This window comes from Psychrobacter maritimus, assembly GCF_029953575.1.
Classification (GTDB): Bacteria; Pseudomonadota; Gammaproteobacteria; order Pseudomonadales; family Moraxellaceae; genus Psychrobacter; species Psychrobacter maritimus.
This window is the reverse complement of the sequence record NZ_CP124526.1, coordinates 1575321-1596214: the sequence shown is the minus strand read 5'-3', so window position 1 is coordinate 1596214 and position 20894 is coordinate 1575321. Positions and strand designations below refer to the sequence as shown.

13 protein-coding genes, 1 tRNA gene and 1 pseudogene are annotated in these 20894 nt (G+C 44.3%); 5 read left to right on the top strand and 10 right to left on the bottom strand.

Annotated features, from left to right (window positions below; genetic code table 11):
• Nucleotides 1-27: 27 nt before the first annotated feature.
• Nucleotides 28-1302 carry an HmuY family protein gene (locus QJS82_RS06585; protein WP_281489960.1) on the bottom strand — a complete coding sequence of 425 codons (1275 nt, stop codon included), beginning with the start codon at nt 1300-1302 and terminating at the stop codon, nt 28-30.
• A 90-nt stretch (nt 1303-1392) separates the two neighbouring features.
• Nucleotides 1393-3573 carry a TonB-dependent receptor plug domain-containing protein gene (locus QJS82_RS06580; protein WP_201619391.1) on the bottom strand — a complete coding sequence of 727 codons (2181 nt, stop codon included), beginning with the start codon at nt 3571-3573 and terminating at the stop codon, nt 1393-1395.
• Between the two features lie 472 nt (nt 3574-4045).
• Between QJS82_RS06580 and QJS82_RS06575 the strand changes: the two genes are divergently transcribed.
• The 4 genes from QJS82_RS06575 to QJS82_RS06560 all read left to right on the top strand — a co-directional run bounded on the left by QJS82_RS06575 (nt 4046) and on the right by QJS82_RS06560 (nt 8145).
• Entirely contained in the window at nt 4046-5206 is a 1161-nt protein-coding gene (locus tag QJS82_RS06575) for a ChuX/HutX family heme-like substrate-binding protein (RefSeq protein WP_201619390.1), read from the top strand.
• Nucleotides 5207-5476: 270 nt separating this feature from the next.
• Nucleotides 5477-6232, top strand: a complete 756-nt coding sequence (locus QJS82_RS06570) for a heme/hemin ABC transporter substrate-binding protein (protein ID WP_265089015.1) — start codon at nt 5477-5479, stop codon at nt 6230-6232.
• A 53-nt stretch (nt 6233-6285) separates the two neighbouring features.
• A complete protein-coding gene (locus QJS82_RS06565; protein ID WP_201619388.1) occupies nt 6286-7272 on the top strand; it encodes a FecCD family ABC transporter permease in 987 nt (328 codons plus the stop codon).
• Between the two features lie 15 nt (nt 7273-7287).
• Nucleotides 7288-8145 (top strand): ABC transporter ATP-binding protein, encoded by an 858-nt coding sequence (locus tag QJS82_RS06560; RefSeq protein ID WP_281489959.1) that lies wholly within the window; start codon nt 7288-7290, stop codon nt 8143-8145.
• Nucleotides 8146-8374: 229 nt separating this feature from the next.
• On the opposite strand, the pseudogene QJS82_RS06555 reads toward QJS82_RS06560, so the two are convergent.
• The 6 genes and pseudogenes from QJS82_RS06555 to QJS82_RS06530 form a co-directional block, all read right to left on the bottom strand.
• Nucleotides 8375-9540, bottom strand: a pseudogene (locus tag QJS82_RS06555) (IS3 family transposase).
• A 221-nt stretch (nt 9541-9761) separates the two neighbouring features.
• Nucleotides 9762-9838 (bottom strand) — tRNA-Ile (locus QJS82_RS06550).
• Nucleotides 9839-9931: 93 nt separating this feature from the next.
• Entirely contained in the window at nt 9932-10744 is an 813-nt protein-coding gene (locus QJS82_RS06545) for a pteridine reductase (protein ID WP_281489958.1), read from the bottom strand.
• A 46-nt stretch (nt 10745-10790) separates the two neighbouring features.
• Nucleotides 10791-12035, bottom strand: coding sequence for a tRNA nucleotidyltransferase/poly(A) polymerase-related protein (locus QJS82_RS06540; protein ID WP_281489957.1), 1245 nt, complete (start codon nt 12033-12035; stop codon nt 10791-10793).
• Nucleotides 12036-12197: 162 nt separating this feature from the next.
• Nucleotides 12198-14516 carry an NADP-dependent malic enzyme gene (locus tag QJS82_RS06535; protein WP_281489956.1) on the bottom strand — a complete coding sequence of 773 codons (2319 nt, stop codon included), beginning with the start codon at nt 14514-14516 and terminating at the stop codon, nt 12198-12200.
• 341 nt (nt 14517-14857) lie between these two features.
• Complete coding sequence (locus tag QJS82_RS06530; protein ID WP_281489955.1) at nt 14858-16324, bottom strand: protein adenylyltransferase SelO; 1467 nt, start codon at nt 16322-16324, stop codon at nt 14858-14860.
• Nucleotides 16325-16576: 252 nt separating this feature from the next.
• Here QJS82_RS06530 and QJS82_RS06525 point away from each other — a divergent pair, with 252 nt between their 5' ends.
• The gene (locus QJS82_RS06525) at nt 16577-17884 is read left to right on the top strand and encodes an RNA-guided endonuclease InsQ/TnpB family protein (protein ID WP_281489954.1); all 1308 of its coding nucleotides are present in this window, start codon (nt 16577-16579) and stop codon (nt 17882-17884) included.
• Between the two features lie 236 nt (nt 17885-18120).
• Here the strand turns inward: QJS82_RS06525 and QJS82_RS06520 are convergent, their stop codons facing one another.
• Nucleotides 18121-19296, bottom strand: a complete 1176-nt coding sequence (locus QJS82_RS06520) for an acyl-CoA desaturase (protein WP_406947528.1) — start codon at nt 19294-19296, stop codon at nt 18121-18123.
• A 563-nt stretch (nt 19297-19859) separates the two neighbouring features.
• Complete coding sequence (locus QJS82_RS06515; protein ID WP_281489953.1) at nt 19860-20600, bottom strand: glycerophosphodiester phosphodiesterase; 741 nt, start codon at nt 20598-20600, stop codon at nt 19860-19862.
• Nucleotides 20601-20894: the final 294 nt, after the last annotated feature.

The following is a 20894-nucleotide window of genomic DNA, read 5'->3' as shown; positions in this document are numbered from 1 at the left end:
ATCTTTGATTTCAGAAATAATAAAATATTAAGGAGCAGGCTGAATGTCTATTTTAAATTCCCATGAGGTCGCAGTCGTCGCTGAGCTATCAGGGTAATTTATTTTATCCAAACGCACGCGTGCATAGCTATTGCCTTCAGCAGATCTAATGAGCGCGCCTTGTGCGCTGTCAACTGGTTTGGCATTTAGTTGATGCGTCATGCCATTGTAGGTATACCAGCCAAAGTCTAGGTTCGGGAAATTACCCGTATAAGCAGGATTGAGATCCGAGCCTTTACTATCAATGACCCAGCTTCTGGCACTCAGCGGTTTATCATATACAGCGGTGTTGGTAAGGTCGGCTAAAGTAGCCGCGCTACCATCGCTGGTAAATTGACTGGTAATCGGTTTACCTTGCGCATCATAATATCCGGCTGGCGTGGCGGCGAGGTAACCACCAACTTTGCCTTTTTTAGTGCCAATAGCAGAATCGCCACCATTTAAAACCACATCATTACGCTTAAAGCCGATCTGCCAAGTGCTGTTTTTATCGCTACTACTTTTCCCTGTGGTTAAATCAAAATAGACCCAATTATCATTGTTTGAGGCATCGATGGTTCTAGTCTGTATCTTATTTGGTAGCGCGGTATCAATCCAGCGCAGAGTAGGGTGACCAGAGGCACCAGTTTCATTATAATAATTGGTAATCTGCATGGCATAAATAGGCTGCTGTACGCTGCTGTCTGTCATGGCGCTGCTATTATCTGTGGTAACAAGATAGACGCGATTGTTCGGGTAGAGCTGATGGTTGCCTTTTAAATTGTATTCAAACCAAGGCTGTGCATCAAATATACCGCCACTACGGTCTTCATTGTAGTGCATGGTAATATCACGTTTGGTATCAGGGTCTTGAGTTGCATTGCTATAACGGCTCAGATCTGACCAATCGATCAAACCAAAAACGCCGCCCAAACCTGCGCCAGAATCACCGCTATTTGACCAAAGCTTAACCGAACGCGCTTGGTTATCAAACTTAATATCCCATTTATCTTCAGCACACGAGCTTTCAGCTTTGGCGTCAAAGTCATAACAGGTAGCGGCCTCAGGCGCTAGATTGGTGACTTGCCAAGTGGCCGTTTCGCTAAAGCTGGCAGTGCTAACAGGCGGCGTGTTACCGCCATTACCAACATTGCCGTTACTGTCACTGCTTGTACCATCACTGCCGCCACCGCAACCGGTCATGCTGAGGGCTAACAGGCTGCTACTGAAAAGTAATGCCAATTTGGTCGGCTTGGTGTTAACTAATGGGATAATTGGGGTCATATCAGCTTCCTTGGTGGTTGTCGTTTTATATAAAAGGTGAAAAACAGCACTACAAATACAACTGCTTTAGAATGATTGCGAATCAAAGGCTTACCAATGGTAACTGGCGCCAAGTAACCACTCACGATTATCAATGGGGCGATAGTCACCGGTATCAGTGACATCACGCTGCACATCAAAGATATTATTAATCGCCGCGTACAAGCTCAAGTTTGCAGTTGCGTCATAATTGAGCTTGCTATCGAGTGTCCACCAAGACGGTGAATATGCTTGCTCGCTGGTACTAATCAGCTGTTTAGATTCATAATTGAGGCGCGGGATCAGCTGTAATTTGTCATTGATTTGATAATCTAGTGCGAGCATCGCTTTGTGATTGGGCTTATAGGTCAGCTCGGTATCCGTTACATTGTTATGCGTCTTGAGGTAAGCGTAGCTGGCTTGTAGTTTCGCGCGCTCGTCCACTTGCCAGTCAATACCAATATCGCCACCATAAGTTTTGGCGCTATCAACGTTCATATATTTATAAATGGCGATGTTACCGTCAAAGGTGGCGTTGTCCTCGTCGGTTTGGATCAGATCGTTCACGTCATTATAAAAACCATTAACCGTCAAATTGACACTATCGCTCAGCTGACCTTGATAGCCGATTTGGTAACTGGTTGAGGTTTCAGGCTGCAAGTCGGGATTACCCATGACTTTATAACCCAAATTGCTATGGTCAAAGACGTAGTAGCGTTCTTTCAGGTTGGGCACGCGATAACCACCGCCAATACTGCTACGAAAGACATGGTCGCGACCGCTCGCATCCAAATGGTTGTATTTGAGTGATACCTTTGGCGCCGTATGGCCACCAAAGTCTTCATCGTTTTGATAGCGAATACCGCTCAACACCTCCCAGTTATCACCAATCAGCCAATCATCTTGTATATATAGCTCGCCGACATCACGGCTAACGTTATCGCTGATAAGCTCGCTGGATTGATTTTTCGTTTGGCTTAACTTGTCTTGCTGAACCTGACCGCCAACTTGAATAAGATGAATGTGCTTATCGGATAGTAATAGCTCAGGTAGGTCGAGCTGCGCTTGCGCCAGCGTGGTACTGATGTCTGTATCACGGGCGCTGGTGATGGTTTGCTGCGTTTTAGTATTGGATTCGCTTTGATATTCCTCATGCAGGGCTTGTGCGGACAACCGATAAGTTTTGCTGCGATTATCCACATGCGGCGTGATATCAGCGCGCGCACCAACACTAAAGCGCTGCTTAGTAATGTGCTCATCTCGTTGCTGTGCCAAATAGCGCGGCGCCACATAATAATTAAAACGGCTAACATCGTCTTCTTTATAGTGGTTGGCCTCTAACCAATATTGAGCGTTTTTGACCATTCGGCTATCGTCGTTACTATCGTCATTGTCTGATATGCCTTTACCGTCCGGGTGGTAGCTAAATCGGGCACTGACTTGTGATTGCTCGCTGGCATCTTTTAATCTGGGCCATGCTTCATGGTCTAAGCTCAAACCATTATTATCCAGATACGAGCCTGATAGACGCGCATGAAAGCGCTGGTTTTTATCTAATGCCCCTTCCACGCTGGCTTCTACATAGCGTTTGTTAGCATCTAACTTTTTACCAGATGGATTTTGCCGACCATTGCTGGCAATCTCGGTAGTGATATGTCCTGTTGCCGCGCCAATAGGTTTAGTGATGATATTGATAACGCCGCCCATCGCCGCGCTACCAAACTGCGCTGACGCCGCTCCCTGAACCACTTCTATTTGTTCAATATCCATATTCATATATTGATTTAAGTTTACCGTCGAGCCAGTGCTGGCGGTGATGGGTAAACCATCAATCAACACCAATACTTGATCACCGGTAAAGCCTTGCATACTAACTTCGTAACCTGTTTTACCATGGACTTCGCGTAAGTAAACATTGGGCAACAAGGCTAGTGCTTCTTTTAAAGTATGAGCATGGTTGTCATCTAGCTGCTGGCGGCTGAGTACTTGCAGGGCAACTGGCGCATCGCTCAATGCACGCTCAGAGCGTGTGGCCGTTACCACGATAGGATCTAAACGTGTGCTCGGCATGGCAGCATCGCTTGTAATATCAGCATTAGACTCTGCAAGAGGCGGCGCTGCTTGGACGGAAACTGACGTGAATGCAAACAATGCTAATGCAACACTTATAGCTAATGGGCTACGACGCAGTAGTGAGGGATAGGTGTTTAGTCCCGTATGAGTCAACGATAAATCAAACGCTAAAATTGACATAAATAAAACAGCCATTGTAAAAAGAGAAAGTAAGAAAGTAAGAAAGTAGTGTTACTTAAAGATCTTTTGCTACAAAAAGAGCAATCTAAAGCGACCGTGTCATAGTTTTAATTGTTAAAGACTTTGTTACCTGATTCACTATTGTCAGTAACAAAGCTCAAACATCATATTTCAAAAGATAATAATTATCAATATGCAAATGATAATTATTTCTATTTACAAAGTGAAAAAATGTTGCCATAATAATTTCCGTTCAACATCGCCTAGCAGGAATAATAAACGGTAATGATGAAAAAGACGTGATGACTAATACGTTATGAAAAAGCAGTCTCTTGATCACGTTTTGACAAGCACTAATTTTTCAAACGTCTGTCATATACTTTATCCCTGCTACTCTTAATACATTCATATTTAAGCTGACAACGCCAAGGTGATTGGTTTTTTTATCATCGACTATTTTATGGAGACCATCATGAGTCACCCGTTATCGTTAAGCAAAAAAAATACTGAGCTGTGGCAACAATACCAAGCATTAAAAGCAAAAACGCCGATGCTATTTCCCACAGAAGGAGCGGCTGCATTAGGTACCAGCGAGTTTGAACTGATGTTAGCTTCGCCTTATAGCCAGTATATGGGTGATCAGTGCAAAGCTGTATTAAAGCAATTTGAGAACTTTGGTGACATGGAAAGCATTGTCAGAAACGAGTTGGCAGTGCATGAAAAAACCGCGCCATATCATAATCTTAAGCTTGGCGAAAAAATGGGCTTGGCACTCAATGTTGGTGGTCTGGATTTGCGATTCTTTATGGGGCAATGGCAGCATATGCTGGCGGTAACGGATACCAGCCGCGCCGATAAGCCATCTTATAGTATTCAGTTTTATAACGCCCAAGGTGCTGCTATCGACAAAGTGTATCTACGAGAGTTGAGTGATGAGAATATCAGCCGTTGGCAAGCGATGATTCAGGAGCAGCTGCAAACGGTAAATAAGGAGACGCTGACATTAGAAGCACAAGAGCCGCTAAATGACTGGCGTTACAAGGCATTAAGTGAAGAGGAGCGCGCGCAGTTACAACAAGGCTGGCAGTCAATGACAGACGTGCATCAATTTCACTCATTATTAAAAAGTCTCGGTATCGATCGTGCTAGCAGCTACCGTCAAGCACCAGAGCAGATGACGCAGCAGCTTGATATTAGCGCTGTCGAAGCGGTATTTGCGCAAGCGCGTGATGCCAAATGCCCAATCATGATATTTGTTGGTAATAGCGGACTCGTGCAGATTCAGACAGGCACCGTACAGACTCTCAAGCGCATAGGGGATTGGTTTAATATTTTAGACAAAGACCATAATGACTTTACGCTGCATTTAAAAGACACAGCATTGGCGCAAGTATGGAGCGTTAAGCGTCCAACCAAAGACGGTATCGTGACTTGTATCGAAGGTTTTGATGATCACGGCGTCAGTATCTTTAGTGTGTTTGGTCAGCGTATTGAAGGCACGCCTGAGCTTGAAGCATGGCAGCAGATCGTTGCCAAGGTTACCGAAGCCCATTCGTATGCGGACATGCTGCATGAAAAGACAGAGCATGAAAAGACAGCAACACAGGTACTAACGACTGACGACATGGCATAAATTTAACGTTGGATATGAATAATGATGACTGGCACTAGAGGCGTCTATCATTTATATAAGCCTTTATGTGACAGTCGTTTTAATCATAAATAATTTGTCAATCGACAACCATTATAAGAAATCCTTCAAAATGATGACCAAGGAACCGTTATGCTCTCTCAGCTATTAAAACAACACACAAAAAACTTAAAATTCGAAAAACCATCAACGATACATATATCTTTTAGCAGAAGTACCATAAATATAGCCACCATTATTGGCGCATTTGCCGTGCCTTCGCTTTCTGCCCAAGCTTATGAGCGTGTTGTCGCCATGAGCCCCGATGTCGCAGATGTGGTCGTGGCCCTAGGAGCGACCAATAAGTTGGTCGGTAAAGATGCGACCAATAATAATCCAGCGCTAAAGAATGTACCAGCCGTGGGTATGCATCGTAATATCACCGCCGAGTCGGTGTTGGCGGTAAAGCCAGATTTGGTGCTCGGCAGTTATATGGTACAGCCTGCAAGTATTTATCAGCGCTTAAATGGTCTAAAGGTTAAAGCCGTCAATGTAGCGCCTAAAGAAGAAGTAAATACCTTTGCCAATAGTATTAAAACAATTGGCAGTTACGTGGATAAAAAATCTGCAGGGTCGCAGCTTGCTAAGCGTTGGAATGCAGGGATGAGCCCAATGGCAAAAACCGGTAAGCGCTATTTATTAAGTTACGATGGTCGTATCGTTGCAGGTAAGGGCACGGTAGGCGATGAGCTGATTCGCCGTGCTGGTGGCATCAATGCGGCAAACGTATCGGGGTTAAAACCCATGTCACGTGAAGGCTGGCTGGCAGCCAAGCCCGATGTCATCATTATTGCTGATCATAATCAGGCAGTGGTTGGCGGTGTCAGTCGATTTAGTAAACGTCCTGAGGTTTCGACAAGTGCTGCCGGTAAAAATGGTGGCGTACACTTTTGGCCAGCCGATGACTTTTTACGTTATGGGCTGAACTCACCACAAGTCTTAAAAAAGCTGAACGCTGTAGCAAAATAGCTCAAGCAATATATAGCATAACCTCTTTTATATTCAATAAAACGATATCTCACATGGCAAATACGATTTCCGCTTCTATCCCTATACAAACTGGAAAACACAAACATAGCATCTATTATGTTGCTGCCACTGTCGCATCTGTGCTGCTAATTTGGTTGGCGCTTGGTATTGGCTTTGGCGAATGGTCAAGCCCTAGTCATCTTGACGATACTATCTGGCAGCTGCGCTATCCGCGTGTGGTGACGGCATTGTTGGTTGGTATGGCGTTGTCAGTTAGTGGTGCAGCATTACAGGCTTTATTTGGAAACCCCTTAGCAGATCCAAGTTTAATCGGTACATCAGGTGGCGCAGCGCTTGGTGTTGTTTTGGTTCTGGCATTGGGATTTGGTGGCATTGGGATACCGCTTGCTGCATTTACCGGAAGCGTATTGGTCTGTTTATTTATTCTCGCTTGTCATCGGTTTTTGGGCGGTGGGCAGATGGGCTTGCTGATATTGGGATTTGTCATCAGCGCTTTTTGTGCTGCGGTGGTCAGCCTGATTTTATTCATGTCTGATGACATGGTGCTGCGCTCGGCGACCAATTGGCTGTCAGGTAGTATGGCGGAAGCGGGCTTTGTACCGCTGCGTTATTCGATGGTCTCTATGATTTTAGGGCTGGCTATTTTATTACCGTTAGGTCGGCAGTTAGATGGGTTGATGTTAGGTGAGGCAGCCGCTAAATCTTTGGGTATCAAGGTAGGTATGGTTCGTTGTTTGGTCGTGATTGCCTCGGCATTACTGACAGGGGCAGCGGTGTCTTTAGCAGGCGTCATTGGTTTTATTGGCATGATGGTGCCAAATCTGCTGGCCATTTTGTTTGGTGGCGGACGTATGCGCCTCATGATTTGGTCTGGTTGGCTTGGGGCGATATTATTACTGGTCATTGATGGCGCGGCGCGGCATGTTGCTTATCCAGTGGATGTACCCGTTGGCATTGTTTTAGCGTTACTTGGCGGTCCATTCTTTATTTGGCTGTTTGTGCGTAGTAGCCGCCGTTAATCAAAGAGAGTGCTTATGTTTCATTCATTTTTTACGGCTACATCAAAGACATCGCTAGCAAATCGAGAAAGCAATATAGATAGTAGTAATATCAAGAGTAGTAATGCAGGCGAGCTGTTGTCGATGCAAGATATTCATATCTCGCACGGTCATAAAACATTGTTAAAGATAGACAAGCTAACAGTGCCAAGCCAAAAGCTGGTCGCCTTTATCGGACCAAACGGCGCAGGTAAAAGCACGTTGCTGCATACGGTTTTGGGTCAACACACAGGAACCGCGCTTGAAACAGATGGCCACATTACGATTTACGGTCAGCCGATCAACGAGGTCATGAATGATGGCCATATCGCTTGGGTTGGACAACATGAGCGTTTTGAGCTGCCGTTAACGGTACTGGATTATGCGCTATTGGGCGTTTCACCTAATCTTGCATGGTATCAGCGCCCAAATAGTAATCATGTTGAGCGCGCGCAACGTTTACTACAGGATTTTGAGTTATTAAGTTTGGTCAGTGCTCGCGTGCAAACCTTATCAGGCGGTGAGAAGCAGCGCTTGGCTATCGTCCGGGCGCTGATGCAAGATACTAAAATCATGATGTTTGATGAGCCGACCAATCATCTCGATATCCGCCATCAGCGTTTTTTACTTCATTATTTGCATAATTTGGTGCGACAGCAGCGCAAAAGTATCGTGGTTGTCCTCCATGATTTGACCCATGCGTATCGCTATACTGATGAGGTGGTCTTGTTAAATGGTGGACGAGTTATCGCCCAAGGAACGCCTAGTGAGGTGATGACACGTCCACAATTAAGCGACGTGTATGATGTCGATATTAAAGTGTATCAAACTGAGGATGGCTTGGTGTTTATATAGGTCTTATAATGAGAGCAGAATCATTTTTTCTATAAAACCTTTATTAATAAAGGTTTTTATTTGGCTGAGGTTCGTATCTGCCTTTTTGCAAGCGATGGCCAAGTTTTAACCATAGCAATAGGGAGATGATGTGATGATAGTCTCACATTAACTTAATTTAGAGAATCTGCACATAAAAAGCGCTGATCCCTGCTGTCAAATCCGTACAGTTAAACTTGGGAGATTTTAGTTACGCAGCCTGACGATAAAAGTCAAACCACACCTGTCTTGGTGATTTATAGCCCAAGCCCTTTTGAATCCTCGTTTGGTTGTAGTACAGCTCAATATAGCCAATGATATCTCTGATGGCGGCAAACCTTGTTTTATAGTCTTGTTGATACACTAGCTCGTTCTTTAATATGCCCCAGAAGCTTTCTATGGGTGCGTTGTCAAAGCAGTTGCCTTTACCGCTCATTGAACCTGTAAACTGATGCTGTTTGATGATTCTATGATACACATAACTGCAATACTGGCTACCTCTATCAGAGTGCATAATCAACCCTTGGCTTGGACGTTTATTCTTGATGGCCATGTTCAATGCTTTGTATACTAGATCTGCGGTCATTCGCTTATTGATTGCATAGCCGACAAGCTCTTTGGTGTATAAATCTTTGACTCCCGCTAAATACAACCAACCCTAATTGGTCCAGATATAAGTAATATCACTGACCCACGATTCATTAGGACGCTTAGCATCAAATTGCTGATTTAGTATGTTTGGATAGACAAGCTTGTTGTGGTTGGAGTCCGTGGTAACTTTAAAACGTTTGTGGCGACGGCATTTGATGCCGTGTTCTTCTTTAATGCTTCTGACCATATATAGGCTAATATCGTGCCCTTGCTCGGTGAGCGTTGCATGCAAACGCTCATAACCATAACGTTCTTTACTTTCACTGTGAGCAGCTTTAACTAGTAGCTCACAATGGTTGCGATGTATCTGCTGCTCGCTGATATCGCGACTACTCCAGTCGTAATAACTTGATGGTTTGACGCTTAACACATAGCACATAGTGGTGATGCTAAATATCTGCTGATTGTCTTTAATAAAGGCGTACCTTACTAGCTGTGCTTGGCGAAGTACGCCGTCGCCTTTTTTAATATCTCTCGCTCCTCTTCGGCAACTTTAAGCTGTCGTTTGAGCTGCTTTATTTCCTGAAGAGCCGTCATAAGATCAGGATCATATTGTTCTGTGCCGATAAGCTTGCCTTGATTGGCTTTATTGTGCCAATTAGATAAGGTCTGCATGGCGATGCCAAGCTGCTTTGCGGTCGCTGAGATATTGCCATTATTGTCTGCTATCTTCTTGACGGCCTCGGCTTTAAATTCGTCACTGTAGGTTCTTACTTTCTTGGTCATGATAAACTCCGATTAATACGCTTAGTTTACCAAGTTTATCTCTACGGTTTCTTCAGCATAGCTCAATGGCATGTTGGTATATCTCCGCGTTGGTATAATCTATACCAACAAATATACCAATATTCTATATGGTTCGCCACATACCAAGATATTCGTAAAACTTGTGAAACCCCATAAAAAAAGGCTTGCCGCATCGCTGCGAACAAGCCTGATTCAATATGTGGTGGGCCCAGTAGGACTTGAACCTACGACCAAAGGATTATGAGTCCTCTGCTCTAACCAACTGAGCTATGGGCCCTAACGTTAGACGCACAATGATACCTGATTTTTCTAGATTTTCAAGTAAAAGATAGGAACTAATACAGATATTTTTAAGGAATGCCATTTTCTATCAAATATGACCACCAGCCAATGTCAGGCTGCGACCGCCATCTACGGTAATTATCTCACCAGTGACGTAACTGGCGTGTGCTAGATAAAGCACACTATGCGCAATCTCGTAAGGTCTGCCTATCCGCTGCATAGGAATAGAGTTGATGATGTTTTTTTGCTGTTGCGGGTCAAGCGCTTGGTCGCCATCTGCTTCTGGTAAGATGTTCACGCCAGGAGCGACGCCATTGACGCGTACATCAGGTGCCATATCAAGCGCCAGAGACTGTACCATCATGCGATGCGCCGCCTTTGCCATATTGTAGACGGCATAATTTTTAAAAGGTCTGTTATGCGCATGGATATCAAGCAGGCTGATAATACAGCCCTGCTGTGTCCGTAGATAAGGATATAACGCTTGGCTTAATAATAAAGGCGCTTTGGCGTTGGTTAAAAATAACTCATCCCATTGCTCAAGATTGATATGACCAAGCGGACTTGGATAAAAGCGTGAGGCGTTGTGCACTAGGACATTAAGTTGCCCAAATGCTTGCATGATATTTTGAGTAAATTGCTGTAGCGTCTCGCTATTATTAACAACCGCCAAATCTGCAAGGACGACGACCGCGCTATCAGGACGACTGTGATTCAGCGCATCGGCTAGGGCATTGGCTTCTTGCTCACTATGATGACAATGGATAATGACACGGTAGCCTTGCTCATGGGCGGCACGAACAATAGCCGCACCAATACGCTTAGCGCCACCAGTTACTAGCATTACTGGCGCTGAGGTATTAGAATCTTTTGGTCGGCTTAAGCTAAATTCTTGGTTCATATTAAAGGTATTTTTATTATCTAAATTGCTGGTTGAAAGAAATTGTTTATAAGACAGGTTGTGCTTGTAAATGCTCAATTCTACGTTGTCGTAATGCTTCGCCAATCGCTGGACCTTTGAGGCTTTGGTCGATGTCGTCCATGCTAATGGCATGAAAGCTGCCCAATGCCAGCATCATTTGGCGGTGCTGTATGGCCAGTTTTAAAACATGGCTTGTGACCAAGAGCTGCGAGAGTTTGTCCGGCGCTTTATGAGCGCTACAAGCTTGAATAAGATCGATTTTCTCAGCGGCGCTCAGTTGGTCTATAATGCTAAGCTTTTGTGTTTGCTGCAAAAATAAGGTGGCAAATTGGGTTTGCGCTTTTGGCACTTTTGCGCTGTTTCCGATCTCATTAATGCCTTTAACCGCAGTTGCTATGTTATTTGATGCTATGTCATTTGATGCTATGTCATTTGATGCTATGTTATCTGAATTCGAGTCTGTAGGTTTCAGAGCAAATGAATCTGTGTTGAGACTGGCCATTAATAACGCCCAGCGCTGCGATAAGTTTAATTGCATTTGACCGGCGAAATACAATGCAGTTTGTACAATCTCTCGTATTTGACCGTATTGAGCATGGCTCCAAACTTGATGTAGCGGGGCAAAATACTCTGTTAGCGCCCCAATCTCAAACAGCTGCTGCCAATATACTTGCGGCGACACTTGCATCATGGCACGGCTCGATTCTTGCCAAATGCGTTCACTACTTAAATGCGCAAGCTCGCCTGAGCTTACCAATTGACGCATCAATAGCAAGGTTTCATCGGCGATACTAAAGCCCAAATCATAGTAGCGTCCATAAAAGCGCGCGGTTCGCAGTACTCGTAATGGGTCTTCACTAAAAGCGCTTGAGACATGACGTAGGGTTTTGCTCTTAATGTCCTGCAATCCGCCATAGTAATCAACGACTTTACCAGTGATGGGCGTGTCATCGGTAAGGCTTTTGACTTCGATTGCCATGGCATTGACAGTCAAATCACGACGTTGCAAGTCTTCACGCAAGGTGACATCAGGGCTGGCATGCACGCTAAAGCCTTGATAGCCCAGACCTTGTTTGCGCTCCGTACGTGCTAGGGCATATTCTTCACGGCTAACAGGGTGCAAAAATACTGGAAAGTCTGCGCCCACTTGTTGGAAACCTGCCGCCAGCATATCTGCGACAGTCGCGCCGACGACGACAAAATCTTTGTCTTTGATAGGACGACCTAACAGTTGGTCACGGACAGCGCCGCCGACGAGATACACTTGCATAATAGTCTCTTTTTTTATCCAGTATTTACTAAGTCATTTTGCCAAAAAAAAACCAGTCAACACTCGCTTAGGAGTATTGACTGGTTTTAGTATAGCAGACGGTTTCTATAAATAACTAACAGAAGACCGTCTTCGTAATGCGTTTATACGCTATATAAACGACTACTGCTCACTTTCTAAATCTTGAGCTTCAGTGACCGCAAGCGCTGTCATATTAACCACACGCCGTGCCGTTGCTGATGGGGTTAGGATATGCACAGGCTTGTTAGCGCCTAGCAAGATAGGACCGATAGAGGCACTGCTGGTCGCTGTTTTTAGTAGGTTGAAAGCAATGTTTGCGGCATCAAGCGTTGGCAAGATAAGCAAGTTTGCTGAGCCTTTTAGGTTGCTTGATGGCAAGTCATTGGCACGGATATGTTCATCAAGTGCCGCATCACCTTGCATTTCACCATCGAAGTCAAAGTCGACATTCATTTCTGTCAGCAGCTGATGTACTTTACGCATTTTTACCGCGCTGGCACGGTCTGATGTACCGAAGTTTGAATGCGAAACCAACGCCACACGTGGCGTGATGCTAAAGCGACGTAACTGATCAGCTGCCAGTACCGTCATTTCAGCTAATTGCTCAGCCGTTGGGTCTTCATGGATATAAGTATCGGCAATAAAAATATTGCGATCTTGCATAAGTACGGCATTCATCGCATAAAAATCACTGACGCCTTCTTTTTTACCAATGACTCTGCTGACGTATTTTAGATGGAGCTGATAGTAGCTGAATGTGCCACAAATCATACCATCGGCATCGCCATTTTCAACCAGTAACGCACCGATTAAAGAGGTCTTACGACGAACATCACGGCGAGCAAGTTCAATGCTGACGCCATTACGTTTGTTTTTCTCGTAGTAGCCCTGCCAGTAGTCTTTATAGCGTGGATCATCATCTTGATTGATAATCGTGATGTTTTCACCATCTTTTAGGCGTAGTGCAAGTTTCTCGATGTTCTTTTCGATGACGGCAGGACGACCAACCAAGATTGGATATGCCAACTGCTCATCGACCACCACTTGTACCGCTAGCAAGACGTTGCTGTCTTCGCCTTCACAGTAAACAATACGTTTAGGGTCAGCTTTTGCGCGGGCAAAGATAGGCTTCATGACAAACGCTGAGTTATAAACAAACTCAGACAAGCGTTGACGGTAGGCTTTCATATCCGTGATAGGTAGCGTCGCGACCCCAGAATCCATCGCGGCTTTAGCAACAGCAGAAGCAATTTCGATGATTAAGTTCGGCTCCAAAGGTCCTGGAATCAAATATTCGCGTCCAAAGCTTGGCGTGCTTTCAACGTTTTTCACGTTGCTCATTGGCGTGGCTTCAACATGCGCCATGGCGGCGATTGCTTTTACGCAAGCAATTTTCATTTCTTCGTTAACGGTCGTTGCGCCAACGTCTAACGCACCGCGGAAGATATAAGGGAAGCATAACGCGTTGTTTACTTGGTTGGGATAATCTGAGCGACCTGTTGCCATGATGACGTCTGGACGTACCGCATGGGCCAATTCTGGCATAATCTCAGGCGTTGGATTGGCAAGGGCAAAGACGATAGGGTCTTTTGCCATACGGCGAACCATGTCTTCGGTCAATGTACCAGGCATAGACAAGCCTAAGAACATATCGACATCATCCATCACTTCTTCGATGGTAGATGCAGTGATATCACGGGCATAACGCTGCTTAGTCTCATCAAGGTTTTCACGGCTGGTAGTAATGATACCGCGTGAGTCTGATACCAAGATGTTATTTTTATCAACACCAAGCGCACAAATGATATCCAAACAAGAGATAGCGGCTGCACCAGCGCCTGAACAAACGACTTTAATTTCTTCAATTTTTTTGCCAGTGATGAGCAAAGCGTTTAGCATCGCTGCGGCAACAATGATTGACGTACCATGTTGGTCATCGTGGAATACTGGAATGTTCATACGTTTACGCAATTCGCGCTCGATTTTGAAACATTCTGGTGCTTTGATGTCTTCTAAGTTAATACCACCAAAAGTAGGCTCTAGAGACGCAACCGCTTCGATGAACTTATCTGGATCGTTTTGAGCAATTTCAATATCAAAAACGTCAATACCAGCGAATTTTTTGAATAGAACCCCTTTACCTTCCATCACAGGCTTTGATGCCAATGGACCAATATTCCCTAAACCAAGTACCGCAGTACCGTTGGTAATCACACCGACCAAGTTGCTACGAGCAGTATATTTAGCTGCTAAAGCTGGATCTCTTTGAATCTCAAGACAAGGTATCGCAACCCCTGGTGAGTAGGCGAGCGCCAGATCACGTTGGTTGGCCAATTGCTTGATAGGTGTTACTGAGATTTTACCCGGGCGTGGGAACTCATGGTAATGTAGGGCAGCTTGTTCAAACTGCTCTTTTTCCGTGGTAGGAGCATCCGTATTCAAAGTGATATCGTCATTCATAATAATTGCCATGGTTGGGATAATTGGAATAAAGTAAATGGGATAAAAAACTAACGTCTAAACCTCAAAACCATGAAAGATGACAATGAGGGTGCTTTTATACTAAAAAGGTCATGATTGGCGACTAGACATCAGGGTAAAAACAACAATCGTACAAAAACAGCTATTCTAGCATTATTGGCATTTAACTGCCTAGTCAGCTCGACTGAATAGTGCGAGCAATATAATAAAATGATATTCATTATTTCGCTGGTTGATGATGACAAATAATAGGGCGAAATATCAACCCTAATTGCATCATGTTTCAAAATATTACAGAATAGCCGCTTACTCGTATTTTATTAAGAAGAGCAACTAATTGGCATTTGCGGCGCATGCGGAGCAGGTGGTAAGGTATCAAGTTCGGTGGCGATATCTTGTATCTGATAAGGCGTAGCAAGCAATTCAAAGACTCGATTTAACTCATCAAACTGTCCTTGTTCCGCCGCCGTAATAACGCGCTGCGCCATACTATTACGTAACACATAAACCGGATTATTGCTGCGCATCTCCTCAATAGAGGCCTCGCTAGATAATGGCTGTAGCGCTGCCAAATACCGTGTTGACCAATCTTGCCAGACTTGCTGTGCCTCATTATTAAACTCAGCAGTCATTATTGTGAGCAGCTGCTGTTCATGAGGATGCTCGTTTGGTGCGACCAAACCCAATAGCGCGCGGAAACTATTGCTATAGTCGAGTAAGTTATCTTCTAGCAATGTCAGCCATTCAAAGGCAAGGGTTAAGCTCTCTTTGGCGTGTGGCAATCCCAGCTTACGGCACAGCCCTTGTTGATAATGCTGCATAAAAGTCGCTTCATACGGTGCTAGGCAATCAGCCAAGGTATCGCGTGTGACACCCTCTAGACGCATAAAGTGCGGTAGCCAAATATTTAAGTTCCAATGCCCAATGGCAGGTTGATTTTGATAAGCATAGCGTCCGGTATGGTCGGAGTGATTGTTAATCCAAGCAGGATTAAAACGCTCCATAAAACCAAACGGACCAAAGTCTAAGGTGCTGCCAGTAATCGATAAGTTATCGGTATTCATCACCCCATGTGCAAAGCCAATCAGCTGCCAGTCCGCAATCATACGCGCCGTACGCTCAACTACGGCTTGTAAAAATGCCAAGACTGGCGTCTCGCTATCACGGCATTCTGGATAGTAAGTATCAATCATATAGTCGGTAAACTCGCCGAGCAGGTCAGGTGCAAAGCTGGCAATCCACTCAACATGACCGAAGCGAATGTGACTGTCAGCAACGCGCATCAAGGCTGCTCCAGCTTCCATACGCTCGCGGCGCACTTTGGTATCTGATACCACAAAGCCCAAAGCATTAGACGAGGGGATGCCAAGTTGGGTCAGCGCATGGCCACATAAATATTCGCGGATGGTACTACGCAGTACCGCGCGACCATCGCCCATCCGTGAATAAGGGGTTAGACCAGCGCCCTTTAGATGTAAGTCCTGCAATTGGCCGTTATTATCGAGTACTTGTGCCATGAGTAAACCACGGCCATCGCCCAATTGTCCCGCCCATTGTCCAAACTGATGACCAGCATAGGCCATCGATAGCGGCTGAAACTGAGCTGGCACGTATTGACCACCCAATATCTCGACCCAACGCGCCATCAGCTCATCGTCATCAAGCCAGCCCAATTGCTCGGCAACTTGGGTATTAAAATGACCGGCGCGAGGATTGTCGAGCGGTGTCGGTGGCTGCTCATGATAAAGGCGAGTGTCTAATTTGACGTAAGTATTTTGATAGCGCATAGGTGCCGTTCCGATTTAAGGGTGAAGTAGTTGTAGAAGGAAAGTTCAAAAATAAAGATATAAAATCAAATGCTAAATACAATAACTCACTATCAAAACCGCGAAAGAGGACTCCACCCGACATTAGGGTAGAGGTGAATTTCGCCTAGTATTTATTATATTTTTATACAAACTATCCGTTGAAGTAAATTATTATAAACTTTAGAGTTGATATTATATCAAGAAAAACATAAAGCAAAATGAATGGGTGTTATGAAAATCAACAAAGCGTATCAATTTAGGCTTGAGCCTACTGTAGAGCAAGCCGTTGTTTTGAACAATCTTGTCGGCTCTGCACGCTTTGTTTGGAATCAAATTTTGGCCGCCTCGTTTGAGATGTTTGCCAAAAATGAATTTATTAATGCCACCAACTTGGTTAATAAAATCATGGATCTAAAGAACAATCCTGATTTTGACTTCTTAAGAACCCATGCCAATGCCGTGTCCTTGCAGCAAAAGATTCGTGACTTGGCATCGGCTTGGTCACGATTTTTCGACCCTAAAGTCCATGCCCGATACAAAGAAAATAAGAAAAAACCTAAAAAGCCCAAATCCTTTAAGTTGCTTGATGGCACTGAGCTTCAATTACGACCCCTGATGCCGCAGTGGAAACGTAAAATTGACCGCCGCGACTCAATTCGCTTGGTTCAGTTTGATAAATATTGCCGTGTTGAGGGTAATCGCGTCAAACTACCTAATGGCGTGGGCTTTGTGAAATTTAGAAAATCGCAAGACATCATCGGCATCATTAAAAACGTCACTATTAGCAAGAAATCAGGGCACTGGTACGTGTCTTTTGGGTGTGAGCGAGAACTGGATCAAAACCCAATTCACCCCTCTACAAGCGCCATAGGGATTGATTTGGGCATCACTAAACTGATTACTACCTCAGAAGGTCAGCACATCAACCCCAAAAATAGCTTTAAATCCAATCAAGTCAAACTGGCAAAGTTGCAACGGCAGTTGAGTCGTAAGGTTTTATTTAGCCAAAACTGGCAAAAACAAAACCGTAAGATTCAAAAACTTCATCATCATATCGCCAATATTCGCCACGATTACTTGCATAAAATCACCACCAACATCAGCAAAAACCACGCCATGATTGTTGTTGAGAATTTGAAAGTAGTCAATATGTCGCAGTCAGCTAGCGGCTCTGCCGTTCAGCATGGGCGCAATGTCAAAGCTAAGTCAGGATTGAACAAGTCTATCTTAGATCAAGGTTGGGGCATGATGGTCGATATGATTGAGTACAAGCAGCATTGGCAAGGCGGATTACTTATAAAAATTAATCCACGATATACCAGCCAGACCTGCTTTCAATGCCAGCATATTGCAAAAGAAAATAGACGTACTCAAGCAAAGTTCGAGTGCGTCAAATGCAGGTATGTTGCGAACGCTGATTTTAATGCGGCTCGCAATATATTAGCGGCAGGACATGCCGTTTTGTCTGCGGAGGGAGGATGCGGTAAAGGTCGCCCGATGAAACAGAAAACTTGTGGCCTTCGTGAGAAAGCCACCTAAGAGCATTTGCTTCTAGAATCCCCCGCTTGGGCTTGGCGAAAGTGGTGGGAGTATGTCAAAACATAGCCTTAATAATGCCGCGTTTCACTCTGTCCATCTCTTGTAATTAGTCCATAAGTAATTAGCACGCAAATCATTACCATAAAAAAACCCCCTATCTTTACAGATAGAGGGCAGGAGAGACTGACAATAAAGGCTGATAATAAAGGAGTTAAATCAGTAATCTTTATAAATACTTAAGCGGCTTTTGGGCTTTGACCGATAGAGCGAAACGCATTTTTTAGATTGCTGTTATGCGCCAGTATTTTTTGTTCAACCTTGGCATAATCCTGTTTTAGCGTTTCTTCAACTTCATGCAAGCGATCAGCAAATTCAGTCTTTTTCAGCTCAATGGTTTTGGCTTTTAGCGCTTGCCATTCTTCGACCGTCTGCGTAAAGGCATCGTATTCAAACTTAATACGATCTTGGAAACTCTTCATCGCATGAGGAATATCAAGTCCGTTTGCGGTGGCATTATCAATCTGCTGTTGGGCTTTTTTGAACTGCATTTGCACTTCAGCATGCTTGATAGTGGTGTCGTCAACCGTACGCAATTCACTCGTTAAACCAAGTTTAGATAGGCCAACAATCAACCATTTAGTTGGGTCATATTGCCACCATTTCACACCATTACGATAGTCGTATTGGAAGAAGTGATGATAGTTATGATAACCCTCACCCCACGTAAAGATAGCAAGGAAGAAGTTATCACGCGCACTATTGGTGTCGGTATAAGGACGCGTACCAAACATATGGCATAGCGAGTTAATAAAGAAGGTAAAGTGATGGGTCAGCACCAAGCGCAGTAAACCTGCCAAGATTAACGTACCCCAAACATCACCGATTAACCAACCAACCGCAGCGACCATCGCAACGTTGGTTGCCAATACCCATAAACCATAATATTTGTGCTGAATCTGCAGCACTTTATCTTTGGTTAAGTCAGGAATGTTTTTATAGTCAAAGCGCCCGCTAGGGTAATTACGTAGCATCCAGCCAATGTGGCTAAAGAAAAACCCACGCTGTGCCGAATAAGGGTCATCCATGCGATCATCAACATGACGGTGATGGGTACGGTGACCTGAGACCCAGTCAAAGGCTGAGCCTTGAACCGCAAGGGTTGAGCCTAGCAATAGGAAGTTTTTTACCAAAGGATGGGCTTTATACGCACGGTGCGACAGTAGGCGATGATAGCCTGCGGTAATACTAATACCTGTCCAGACCATAAAGGCACCAAACACACCCCAAACAGGCGCACTAACCTGATGGGTCAGTAAGTACCATGGCGTAATGACGGCCGCAGCAATAGGCGTTGTAATAAGGAAAATCGCTGGTACCAAGTTAATCGGCGATTTTTGGAATTCAAGCTCCAGAGGATCGATGCCTTCATCGTTGCTCGCTGCATTGGCATTTTTATAGCCGCTGGTGGTCGCAAACTGCGTATCGGCAGCGTCGTCAGTTTTGCTTTTGCTAGTATCAAGCCACGTCTTTACGCGTAGTGCTTGAGTGCCAGCGTGCTGTATAAGCGTATCACCCGACTTCATGGCCAAACGTAAGCCCTTAAGTGGTAAGCCTATTACTTTTTTAGCAATCATGTAATATTCCTAACGGTATTAATTTTAGACCCCATATTACCTGAAAAGAAAGACAAAGTGAACAGTTATACACTAGAAAAATATTGCTAAATAACAATAACTTGTATGAGTTATGGAATGTATTATCGTAAATAACCCAAGACTTATCAGCAATTTAGTGAAAGTGTAAGTACGATGGTAGATATGTAGGGTATTAAACTATGGTAGTCATTAAAAAAGATGTTCATTAAAACAGGCAATCATTAAAAGAGGTGTGGGTTATATATGTAGCTAGCAAAAGGTTGCATGAGCATAAATAACCCCTTCTATCTATGAATAGATAGGTGATGTGAGCAAATAGGTTATGTAAGCAAATAGGTTGGATAGTCAGTGATAATGACATCGACTTGCCACGATATCAATTGTTCAATCGTGTTGCTATCGTTGACTGTCCACGCACTGATAGGCAAGTTATAGCGATGACAGTGGTCAATGACTGCTTGATTCAGCAGCGGATAGTGAATACCGAGTTGCACACAGCCAAGTTGCAGCGCAGTATTAGATGCCGTAATCAAGGTTTCAGGTGTCCGAATCAATAAACCACGTGGTATGTGCTGCAACAGCTTATTGCGTTGCAGTCCGGCGTGCAGCTCGACATCAAAGCTGGTCAACACGATAGGTAAACTGGCAAGTGGACTGTCGATTAGCTCGGTCATCAAAGCGTTAATTAGCTTGCGATAATCTGTGCGCTCATGAGTCTTAATCTCAAGCTCAATGTAACTAAAGCCTTCTAATGCAGCTGCTATATGCGCTAATGGCGTAATCTTATGGCCAGATTGCTTATGATCCAATTGCGAATAGCGCTCAATTTCAGCAAGGCTTAACTGATCGATACGTGATTGCTGCGCGCACATACGTTGTAAATTGTCATCGTGAAAGACCATTAAGTGACCATCCGCAGTCAACTGTACATCGAATTCCACACCGGCTAAGCCCGCCGTTTGCAGATTTTGCGCAAGCTTAAAACCTGCTACGGTATTTTCTACTGCTTCACCGCGCGCGCCGCGATGGCCTAATAAAAGCGTGTTTTTAAAATTTATCATTATCAATAACTATCAAATATTTTACCGCCATCATATCGCCTCTAGAAAACTGGGTCTAATAAAATATTTGCCGGATAGCAGATTCATCGCTTATATGAGATGCGCCAATAACTTACGCCATTATTTCCCTAGGTATTTGTTGCGTTTTTGCAACCAAACCTCGATTTTAGCCCTAATGTTAGGCGTTATTTGTATATCGACAGGCTACACTGATGACCATTTAATTCAAACACCGTATAATAATGTGGTTTTCAAAACTTGCACGATGGCTGTTAATTGTTACGATTGCTAATT